This window comes from Salinivibrio socompensis S35, from assembly GCF_000513715.1.
GTDB lineage: Bacteria > Pseudomonadota > Gammaproteobacteria > Enterobacterales > Vibrionaceae > Salinivibrio > Salinivibrio socompensis.
Map to the genome: position 1 here is coordinate 1 of NZ_AQOD01000141.1, position 10,294 is coordinate 10,294.

The following is a 10,294-nucleotide window of genomic DNA, read 5'->3' on the forward strand; positions in this document are numbered from 1 at the left end:
AGCATTCATCGCGAGTGAAGACACGTCCCGCGTTTTTGGCTAAAAAATGCAATAAATCAAACTCAGTGCGTGTCAATGTTACCTCTTGTTCGCCACAAAAAACGGCACGACTCGCGGTATCAATTCTCACCTCATTGATAATGAGATCGTCACTCGACACTTCGGCCTCTCCGACAGGATTACGAAGATGAACACGCACACGTGCGAGCAACTCTGCTTCGGCAAAAGGTTTAGTGATGTAATCGGTGGCCCCCGAGTCTAGTCCACCAACGCGATCACGCACTGACACCATGGCTGTCAATAAGATCACTGGCACGGTTTTTAGTTTATTCCAATCGGCAAGCCATTCGATTGAGTCGCCCTCAGGGAGTTGGCGGTCTAAGATAACCAGATCCGCATCACGCCATAACTCAGCCACTTTCGTCGCACTATCTGCATATAAACACCGATAGCCCGCTTGCTCCAAACTTGCCAATAAGCCATCAGCCAGGTTGGCATCATCTTCAACCAGAAGTAACGTCGGTTGCGTCACAATGAATCTCCAAAGTAAATGTGGTGGGTGGCCCAGAAAGGATTAACTTGCCCCCCATTCTCTCAATCATCGATTCCACGATCGTCAGCCCGAGCCCTAGCCCGCTTTGGCTAACAAAAGGTTTACGTATATGTTTCCAATCTTTGGCGGTAAGATCGCCTTGATCGCATATAGCAATGGTAAAACGATCCGCTGTTACCTTTGCATGCACTTCAACCGGTGCAACACCGTATTTGACCGCATTGGCAATCAAATTGTTCAATGATGTCGTTAACCAATAGATATTGGCCCGTACCGCACCATCTCGACTCACCTGAAGCGTCACTTGATGTTCATCACAAATGTACCCGAGCCACTCTTCGATAGACGGAATCGTTTCTTTGCCTAATGGCTTTTGATTCGACTGCAAATAATCCTTACTTGCTTCCGCCAGCTGCTTTAGGCGCCTTGAGTCTTCACACAAACGACGAAACTCATCATAGAAAGACTCTGGTAACGTATCAAACTTACGCCGAAACCCTTCAACGGTCATCGACAAGCTGGCAATCGGGGTGCGTAACTCGTGCGTCAGTATTTGCAATACCAACATCCGCTCTTGCATCAATCGACGTTGAACCGTCCATCGGTTAAATGCCCAACCACCAAGAGCAACTAGGTTGATCAAAATCAGCGTGCCGACTAAATAAGGCCAATAACTGGGGGCTTTCTCTTCATTCCAACAAATATTACCCACCCGGGCTAAGCAGAAATCTTGCTCTCCCCGAGGCGTGAGGCGTAAATCAAACTCAGTGACGAGAGGCTGCCATTGCTGCGCGGCGTACAAGTGATAATAGCTCCCCACACGGATCCACATTTCATTTTGACTGACCAAGGCTTTGGCACCGCTATTTAGGGCCTCAACCGCCGCTGAATCCATCCTTTGCAGCCGACCAAGTAGGCTGTCTGGTCCGGCTTGTGGTCGCTCTTGGATATGAAAAAAGCGCACGAGTTCACTGCGTCGCGCGGGAAACTTTTCCGCGTACTTGGCCGCATAGCTCCCACCGCCGGGATGAATAAACCCAGAGCGTGAAAACCAGGCAACCGGAAGCTGAGTGTTATTGCACATGGCACGGGTAAACACCAGCGGCTCTGTCACTTGCGGATTGACCGGCCAAGGACCCTGACACTTTTGCTCGGCCTGGTAGAGCCGGCGAATGTCTTTCAAAGGGTAGTTAGCTGTCTGCGGCAATAAACTATCTGGACTTAGCAACACACGCGGAAAGGCACGGTTAATACCGATGAGGTTGTAACGCGCAACAGGTCCGCCAAAAGCAACTGAGCCCGGAACGCAGTCATTTGCTCTGAAAATGTACTCGCCGCCATGGCTGGCCAGGCTGTCAGCGTAAAAATGATTAGCAGCAGAATTCGCATGTTGACAGCTTACCACCAAACCTTTAAATAATGTCAGTGCATTGTAAGTTCGCGCCGCTCGGATGCAAGCTCTCGAATCGAAGGTATTGTTCTGTTCATTGCGAGGAGAAGATCAGAGCTGTACTCACATCCGCAGCTACCGACTACGCATAAAAAGAGCCAGTCAATTAACTGGCTCTTTTGAGCTTAACTGGCTCTTTTAAGCAATAGTGCTTTAATTTATTAGCAGGCTATTGGGCTATAGCGCCTTAGAAATCGCCTCAACGCTTTGTTTGGCATCGCCAAAGAGCATGGTGCTATTGTCTTTAAAGAACAATGGATTTTGCACCCCGGCGTAGCCAGTATTCATCGAGCGTTTAAAGACCACCACATTTTTGGCATTCCATACTTCAAGTACGGGCATGCCAGCAATTGGACTAGACGGATCATCGGTCGCCGCAGGATTAACCGTGTCGTTGGCCCCAATAACCAATACCGTATCAGTCTCCGGGAAATCATCATTAATTTCATCCATCTCTAAGACGATATCGTAAGGAACTTTCGCTTCTGCTAGCAACACGTTCATATGCCCCGGCAAACGTCCCGCAACCGGGTGAATGGCGAATCGCACGTCAATGCCCATGTTACGCAATTTTTCTGTCACTTCGTAAACCGGATATTGCGCCTGAGCAACGGCCATTCCATAACCGGGGGCGATCACCACACTGTTGGAGTCTTTTAGCATTTCTGCGACTTCTTCCGCGGTACTTTCACGGTATTCACCGACTTCTTCGTCACCGGATGAAGTGGTGCCATCTGAGCCAAAGCCACCAGCAATGACACTGATGAAAGAGCGGTTCATGGCCTTACACATAATGTAAGACAGAATGGCACCCGATGAGCCGACCAAGCGCCCGTGACGATCAATAGATCGTTCGCCAGCATAAAGCCTGCCGCTGCCGCTGCCCAACCGGAATACGAGTTCAGCATAGAAACCACAACCGGCATGTCTGCCCCGCCAATCGAGGCGACAAGGTGATAACCAAATGCCAACGCAATGAGCGTCACCACAATGAGTGCAAATGTGGAGCCTTCTGCATTCACAAAGCTGATCAACAGCAAAAATGAAACCACAACGGACTGCTAGATTAAGCTTGTGTCGATGCGGTAATGCCAGCGCTTTCGACGAGATCACGCCACGCAGTTTACCAAAGGCGACAATCGAACCGGTGAAGGTCACTGCACCAATAAAGACGCCTAAGAAGATCTCAACCAGGTGAATGTTAAGCATCGCACCAGTCAGTGGTGGGTGATCAATATAGGTGTTGAAACCGACTAATACCGCCGCCAAGCCGACAAAGCTATGCAGCATCGCCACCAGCTCTGGCATTTCGGTCATCTCAACCCGTTTGGCATAGTAAATACCGATCGCGCCGCCGATAACCATGGCGAGAATAATCCAGCCAACGCCCTGAACATCGGGCCCCCAAATCGTCGCCACCAGCGCGATGGCCATCCCGGTAATACCATAGTAATTGCCAGCACGCGCAGACTCTTGCTTTGAGAGCCCAGCCAAACTCAGAATGAAACAGAGTGCGGCAACAATGTACGCAGCTTGTACCAATCCTTCAGACATTCTTTCTCCTTATCCTCTACGGAACATTTCAAGCATGCGCTTTGTAACAGTAAAGCCGCCAAAAATATTGATACTAGCGATCAACACGGCAATGAAGGCGAGGAAGGTAACAAAACCGATCCCTTGTCCTACTTGCAATAACGCCCCAACAATAATAATGCCTGAAATCGCATTGGTGACCGACATCAGTGGCGTGTGCAGCGCATGGGTCACATTCCAGACCACGTAATAACCCACCACACAGGCAAGAACAAACACGGTCAAGTGAGAAAGAAACTCACTCGGGGCGTAGTTCGCCACCCAGCCAAAGGCACCCAATGCCGCCGCCATGAGGCCATACTTGGTCGCCCGTGACATTTTTTTCGCTTCTGCTTTCGGCGCAGGTTCAGGTTTCGGTTCCGCTTTCGGTTGTGCCGACACTTGAATCGGCGGGGCAGGCCAAGTGATTTCACCTTCTTTAATGACAGTCACACCACGCACCACAACATCGTCAAAATCGATAACGACATTGCCATCTTTCTCTTTGCACAATAATTTAGTGAGGTTAACCAAGTTAGTGGCATAAAGCTGCGAGGATTGGGTTGGCAAACGCCCAACCATATCGGTGTAGCCAATCACTTTCACCCCGTTTGGCGTGGTGATGACTTGGTCTTTTTCGGTGTACTCGCAATTACCACCATTAGCTGCAGCTAGATCAACAATCACGCTGCCTGACTTCATGCTGTCTACCATTTCTTTGGTAATCAACGTTGGTGCAGGTTTACCGGGGATCAGTGCCGTGGTGACGATAATATCGACGTCTTCCGCTTGTTGCGCGTAGAGTTTTTGTGCGGCCTGATTAAACTCATCTGACATTTCTTTGGCATAGCCATCACTGCTGCCTGCACTGTCTTGTTTAAAATCAACCTCAAGGAAGTCAGCCCCCATGCTTTCAACTTGCTCTTTCACCTCTGGGCGAACATCAAAAGCACGAACAATGGCGCCTAGGCTCCCAGCAGCGCCAATGGCAGCAAGGCCAGCCACACCCGCACCGGCAACAAACACCTTCGCAGGCGGTACTTTACCGGCCGCCGTAATTTGTCCCGTAAAAAAGCGGCCAAATTCGTGGGCAGCTTCGACGACAGCGCGATAACCGGCAATGTTTGCCATCGAGCTTAGGGCATCTAATGATTGTGCGCGCGATATACGCGGCACGGCATCCATCGCCATCACATTGACATTGCGCGCCGATAACCGCTCAAGCAGTTCTTCATTTTGGGCAGGCCAGATAAAGCTAACCAACGTGGTGCCTGCTTGCAGTCGTTCTACTTCATCCTCGCCGGTTTGTTCAATCACACCCGGTGCATTAACTTTAAAAATGACCTCGGATTGCCAAACGGCATCCGTATCAACAATGGTCGCCCCGGCAAGTTCGTACGCAGTATCTTCGAAGCTTGCTTTCTCGCCCGCTCCCTTTTCTACCACAACGTCAAAACCGAGTTTGATAAGCTGCTCCACCGATTTTGGCGTTGCAGCTACCCTCGTTTCATTAACGAGCCTCTCTTTTGGAACACCAATCTGCATAGCTATTCCCTGAATGTTGGCTTATAAGAAATTTTTTAGTTGTCACAGGTGAGGTACCACCTGAGAGACATTCACTGACTCAATATGTATTGAAAACGGGTTTACCCATTTTTCACTCAGTTGCGGGGGTCAGTGCTTCGTGCTTAGCAACGCAACAGCCTTAACTTAACGAGTTTATTCCTTAATCACCACAGGGCGAGGATCGCCATTAGGGTATAAATGTGATCTAAGCGACACTTTATCTGTTTTTATTGTCTATATTTATGCATTAATTTTGCTATGACTCAGCATACCCTAACCACCAAACGCAAAAATCTTATCGCCATTCTGGTCAATCATCATTTGGGCTTTAGTGACCATCAAACTATTTGCATCGTCTTGATTTCCCAATAGATCGGAACGGATAAAGTGATGCGTCATCACCTGTCCATCGATTTCTTTGCAGATACGTCCGCATACACGGTATTGGCCGCTCTCTGCGGTCGCTTCAGGGTAAATCAAATAGCCTTTGTAGTCTGTGGGGGTGACAGACGCTTGAGGTTGTTTCGATTGACCACTAGAAAAAAGTGCTGAAAACCATCCCATATTTCTTTACTCCTTTTCCTCTTTCGGCTCGGACAAATCAGACAATGTATTATTGGTCTATGCCTAGGGCGATTAAACCACAAATAAAAAAACGCCACATCTCGATGATGTGGCGTTTCGCGTTCTGTCTACGTTTTGTCGTCTTATCGGTTTATGCCGATATCACGCTGCAAATGCGCCGGTAAACGGCTTGCATCATAAGCAGGTGCTTGTGTGCTGCGGGTAAACAACACATCCATGGCATGAGCGATCAGTCCTTTGATAGTTACCGCGTAAGATCGACGTGAACGTGTCATATTAACCGTTGCAGTCGTCATACGATCCTCGCTTTATTTTCTGAATTCACTCGGCGCGTAGTATAAGGGGCAGACACACAATAATAAATTTATGAAAATTAAACCATTGGATTAGTTTTTATAATCCGAAACAGCACTATCAAATGATAACAAAATAATGTTAAGTCACCGTTAAAAAAGAAGCTATTCGCTTTCAGATGCGTCAGCTCTCCTATTACATTTATTTTGTTTGAAAGTGGTATCCGCCCCCATGCTATACGTGTAACTTGTGCTTGGTCGTGTCTTACTTATTGAAAATGGCGATTTATCACTCGATTATCGATTAAAACCTGATAACATCAGCGTTACACATGTAACTAAGGTGTTGCCATGCTTGCATTTCTTGCCCGACACTCTGCGATCTGCCTTTTTATCGCTGCGCTGATTGGCTTTGCATTTCCAGCGGTATCGCTAGGGCTGTTCCCTTTTCTCCCCTATGTCTTGTTTGCGCTGATGCTATTTACATTACTTGGGATCCATCAAGGTTTGCTGGTCAAGGCACTCGGCCAGTGGCAGGTCTGGATATATGCATTCATTCATGCGGTGGTGTTAACCTTGATAACCTGTTCTATCGCCTGGTTATTAGGCGCGTCGACAGCGTTATTACTCGCGATTAGCGGGATCTGCGCAACCGGCTCTTTGTTTGCCACACCGGCCATTATCCGCTCGCTAGGCATGGATGCTCTGATCGCCATGGCTTACACGATCGCTTCGACGCTAATGATGCCGGTGGTATTGTTCGTGAATCTAACGATATTTAGCGGTGATGCTTTTTCACTGGATTTGCAAAGCTATGTGATTCGATTAGTGGTATTTATCGTCGGGCCCATGGCGTTCGCCGCTGTTTTCCACGCGCTGGTCAAGCCCGAAAAACTCAAACGTATTCACGGTAAGCTCGCACAATTCACTATCGTGCTGGTATTTAGCTTTCCCCTGGGGCTGGTGGGGCCATTTGGCGAAATCTGGCAAAACAATCAGGCGTATGCCCTAGAACTGTTAGCAATTTCAGTCGCAATTTGCATACTTTTTTTTGCAATTGCCTACGGTTTATATCGGCGACAAGGACAAGCAGCCAGTATGATCGCGGCCGTGACTGCTGTGAATCGCAATGTATTACTGACCTATACCGTTGCCGGCGTCGCGCTTGGTCCGGTATTTTTACCCTTAATCGGTGCCATTCAGTTACCCATTTACTTACAGCCGCTTTTAGTCCGTTGGGTAATGCGTCACGCGCATCGTGCAGAGACGCAGACACCCTAGCGCTTTTATACCACTTATACCACTGGCACAAAATAGACTAAGGACGCCCAAGCTATCAGCCAAAAGCTAATCAACCCCACATCAAACCAATCACGTTTTTCCATCATCTTCACCTTTCGAGAGTATCGCCACATTCAGGTCATCTACCGTTATCGGCAATAGCGACCAAAACTTCATCAAACGGCAACATCATGCCGAACGTGCAACCTATCGATGAATAAGCAAGGGGTGGGCCAAGTTATTGGCCCCAACACGTTTGTGTCTGATCGGGGGTGTGTAGGTAACAAACTAACGGCTGATTCGATAATGCGAGTACGGCTTGCTGACGGGCATACTGAATAAAACACTCCGCCATTGACAGACCTATTGAGCGACGGCGGCCGGTCTGCAGTGCGTCATAGCCTTCTTTACCTTGTGCTGTATAGGAAGATGACACGCCGGTATATTGGTGATCATCGTCCATGCTCACCCAATGCTCATCCCGTTTTATCTCGAGCTGGGTAATACGCTGCCCAATGGGACGCCACGCTTCATAGCGATAACGGATAGCTGCACAATAAGGGAAGCTACCAGTCCCGAGGCCAACAACGCCATTATTGGTGGCATTATTGATTGCCCCTTCTAGCGCACAACGAATTTGTTTCCCTGTCACTCGATACGCAATCACGTCGATCGCAAACGGTAGCAATGTACCGGCAATCAATGCCGCTGAAAGCGGGCCAGCATTCAGACCGACTCGAACGCCACCGGCATTGTGAATCGCAAACTCCGCATCAATCCCTTGCTCACGCGCGGCCCAAAGGAAACTTTCAGTGACCAAAGGGGCCACGTCGCTACCGCCTTCACGGTCAGGGACGCGAACATGGCGTAAACGCTCAGGCACATGCGTGACAATGTCACGTTCTAGTTGCGCCACTTGCGGCCGATACGTCTGTTGCAAGTAGTGTTTTAAGTCTAAATCACTCGGTAAAATCAGTACATTCGACTGACTATTCAGATAGTCACGCGCCGCTTGGTAAGAAGCCACGGTTAATTGTTGCTCGCGCGACGCATCCATCGCCAAACTGCGTCCAAGCAGCACGTAATTTTGCCCTTCAAACGCAATAGGCCGTCCCTGCTCATCAATCGATAAGGTGAAACGGCCAATCGATTGCGCATGACAACCGGCTTGCACAATCCAGGTGTCGTTAACCTGATACCCGTATGGGTCTTGGGTATCGAGACCAATATTTTGAAAGTCACCTTGCAGCACGTGAGTGTGTCCACCCACGATCACATCGATACCCTCGACCGCTGCCGCTAAATCCTTGTCTTTGTCATAACCAAGATGGCTCAACAAAATAATGGTGTTGACACCTTGAGCGCGCAGATACGCCACCGTATTTTTGGCTATCTGAGTGGCCGGCAAAAACGGCGTATCATGATCGGGATGGGCTAGCGCTGCCATTTGCTCAACCGCTAAGCTAAACAGACCAACCTGATGGCCCGCGTAGGTTTTGATCAGGGTGCTCGCACGTGCGTGATCGGGCAGGTATGGCATTAAGGCGGGCTTGTCGCTTACCCGTTTTTGCTTATCTTTGGCTTCGTCATCAACATGCCAATTACCGGCCAACAAAGGAAACTGAATATCATCGAGAAAATCGGCAACTGGTTCATTCCCCTGATCCAGTTCATGATTACCAATCGCCATCGCATCGATCCTCAGACGATTAAGCATGTCGGCATTCGCTTTTCCTTTAAACAAGGAATAATACAACGTGCCTTGGAAGCAATCGCCCGCGTGTAGAAACAGAAAACCATGCTGATTTTGTTCAGCCTGATGACGAAAGTGCTTCACCGCCGAGGCGATACGTGCGAATCCACCACAATTCGCATACACCCGCGTGTCTTCGCTCTCTAAGCTGAGCGAGACAGGCGTGGACTCAAAGTGTGAGTGCGTATCGTTAATATGCGCGATAGTTAATGAGAATGGTTGTCGTGCTGTCATAATAATCCGTGTCACAACACAAAAGAAGATGATACAAGCTTAACATTGACAGATACAAGAAAGGTTAAGTTTTTGATAGATTACTACCTAATCAACCACAGGGAAGCGTGATGACATGCAAGTGAATAATACGAAGGTCGCCTTTATTGGTCTCGGCGTGATGGGGTTTCCGATGGCCGGCCACCTACAACATAACGGCTATCCAACTCGCGTCTATAACCGTACCACCCGCAAAGCCGAAACCTGGTGCGACACCTATCCAGGCACATATGGAATGACGCCAGCCGAAGCAGTGGCTGACGCTGATATCGTCTTTATGTGTGTGGGAAACGATGATGACGTACGCAGTGTGGTGTATGGCGATATTGGCGTGTTAGCCAATATGAAAAAAGGCAGTACGCTGGTCGATCATACCACCACCTCTACCGAGCTGGCACTTGAGTTGGCACAAGTATGCGAACGCCAAGGCCTAAGCTTTCTCGATGCCCCCGTCTCAGGCGGCCAGGCAGGAGCGGAAAAAGGCGCCCTTACCATTATGGTCGGTGGCAACCCGAATGTGTTCAGTGATGTTGAACCCGTCATGAACGCCTATGCCAGTGCAATCCAACATATTGGCCCGCACGGCAGCGGCCAGCGTTGTAAAATGGCTAACCAAATTTGTATTGCCGGCGTCTTACAAGGGTTGTCCTAGGCGCTGACGTTTGCACAGTCCGCTGATCTCGATATTGAAAAAATGATCGCAGCCATTCAGCACGGCGCAGCCGGATCGTGGCAAATGACTAACCGCGCGCACACCATGGCCACTGACAGCTTTGATTTTGGTTTTGCGATTGATTGGATGCGTAAAGATCTTGGCTTTTGTTTAGAAGAAGCCGCCAAGTTAGGCGTGGAGCTTCCCTTGACCGAGCAAGTGGATCAACAGTACAACAAGTTACAAGCGCGCGGCTATGGCCGTTGCGACACCTCGGTCCTGATCAAGCAGTTTGATACAGATACCAAACCATCTT

At 49.1% G+C, this 10,294-nt stretch carries 8 protein-coding genes and 1 pseudogene; 2 read left to right on the top strand and 7 right to left on the bottom strand.

Annotation, left to right across the window (positions count from 1 at the left end):
- The 6 genes from DZ54_RS0114495 to DZ54_RS25290 form a co-directional block, all read right to left on the bottom strand.
- Positions 1 to 532: response regulator transcription factor (locus DZ54_RS0114495; RefSeq protein WP_025674857.1), on the bottom strand; the 532-nt coding region annotated here is incomplete at its 3' end.
- Positions 504 to 1,958, bottom strand: coding sequence for an ATP-binding protein (locus tag DZ54_RS22120; protein WP_476707455.1), 1,455 nt, complete (start codon positions 1,956 to 1,958; stop codon positions 504 to 506). The genes DZ54_RS0114495 and DZ54_RS22120, both read right to left, overlap by 29 nt.
- Before the next feature lie 222 nt (positions 1,959 to 2,180).
- Positions 2,181 to 3,557: an NAD(P)(+) transhydrogenase (Re/Si-specific) subunit beta gene (locus tag DZ54_RS27695; RefSeq protein WP_476707456.1), complete on the bottom strand. Its 1,377-nt coding sequence runs from the start codon at positions 3,555 to 3,557 to the stop codon at positions 2,181 to 2,183.
- Between the two features lie 9 nt (positions 3,558 to 3,566).
- Positions 3,567 to 5,120 (bottom strand): Re/Si-specific NAD(P)(+) transhydrogenase subunit alpha, encoded by a 1,554-nt coding sequence (locus DZ54_RS0114510; RefSeq protein WP_025674858.1) that lies wholly within the window; start codon positions 5,118 to 5,120, stop codon positions 3,567 to 3,569.
- A gap of 294 nt (positions 5,121 to 5,414) precedes the next feature.
- Positions 5,415 to 5,705: an HlyU family transcriptional regulator gene (locus DZ54_RS0114515; protein WP_025674860.1), complete on the bottom strand. Its 291-nt coding sequence runs from the start codon at positions 5,703 to 5,705 to the stop codon at positions 5,415 to 5,417.
- Between the two features lie 143 nt (positions 5,706 to 5,848).
- Positions 5,849 to 6,022 carry a hypothetical protein gene (locus DZ54_RS25290; RefSeq protein ID WP_021023852.1) on the bottom strand — a complete coding sequence of 58 codons (174 nt, stop codon included), beginning with the start codon at positions 6,020 to 6,022 and terminating at the stop codon, positions 5,849 to 5,851.
- 348 nt (positions 6,023 to 6,370) lie between these two features.
- Here DZ54_RS25290 and DZ54_RS0114525 point away from each other — a divergent pair, with 348 nt between their 5' ends.
- Positions 6,371 to 7,300 carry a hypothetical protein gene (locus tag DZ54_RS0114525; RefSeq protein WP_025674862.1) on the top strand — a complete coding sequence of 310 codons (930 nt, stop codon included), beginning with the start codon at positions 6,371 to 6,373 and terminating at the stop codon, positions 7,298 to 7,300.
- Between the two features lie 238 nt (positions 7,301 to 7,538).
- On the opposite strand, the gene DZ54_RS0114535 is transcribed toward DZ54_RS0114525, so the two are convergent.
- On the bottom strand, positions 7,539 to 9,287 hold the full coding sequence (locus tag DZ54_RS0114535) for a bifunctional metallophosphatase/5'-nucleotidase (protein ID WP_025674863.1): 1,749 nt from the start codon (positions 9,285 to 9,287) through the stop codon (positions 7,539 to 7,541).
- 121 nt (positions 9,288 to 9,408) lie between these two features.
- Here DZ54_RS0114535 and DZ54_RS22130 point away from each other — a divergent pair.
- Positions 9,409 to 10,294 (top strand): annotated as a pseudogene (locus tag DZ54_RS22130) (NAD(P)-dependent oxidoreductase); the annotation flags it as partial.

What these genes read in the sequence shown, in the direction of transcription:
- DZ54_RS27695 (WP_476707456.1), bottom strand. Translation starts at nt 3,557, where the DNA reads ATGTCTGAAGGATTGGTACAAGCTGCGTACATTGTTGCCGCACTCTGT.
- DZ54_RS0114525 (WP_025674862.1), top strand. Translation starts at nt 6,371, where the DNA reads ATGCTTGCATTTCTTGCCCGACACTCTGCGATCTGCCTTTTTATCGCT.
- DZ54_RS0114535 (WP_025674863.1), bottom strand. Translation starts at nt 9,287, where the DNA reads ATGACAGCACGACAACCATTCTCATTAACTATCGCGCATATTAACGAT.
- DZ54_RS25290 (WP_021023852.1), bottom strand. Translation starts at nt 6,022, where the DNA reads ATGACGACTGCAACGGTTAATATGACACGTTCACGTCGATCTTACGCG.
- DZ54_RS0114515 (WP_025674860.1), bottom strand. Translation starts at nt 5,705, where the DNA reads ATGGGATGGTTTTCAGCACTTTTTTCTAGTGGTCAATCGAAACAACCT.
- DZ54_RS0114510 (WP_025674858.1), bottom strand. Translation starts at nt 5,120, where the DNA reads ATGCAGATTGGTGTTCCAAAAGAGAGGCTCGTTAATGAAACGAGGGTA.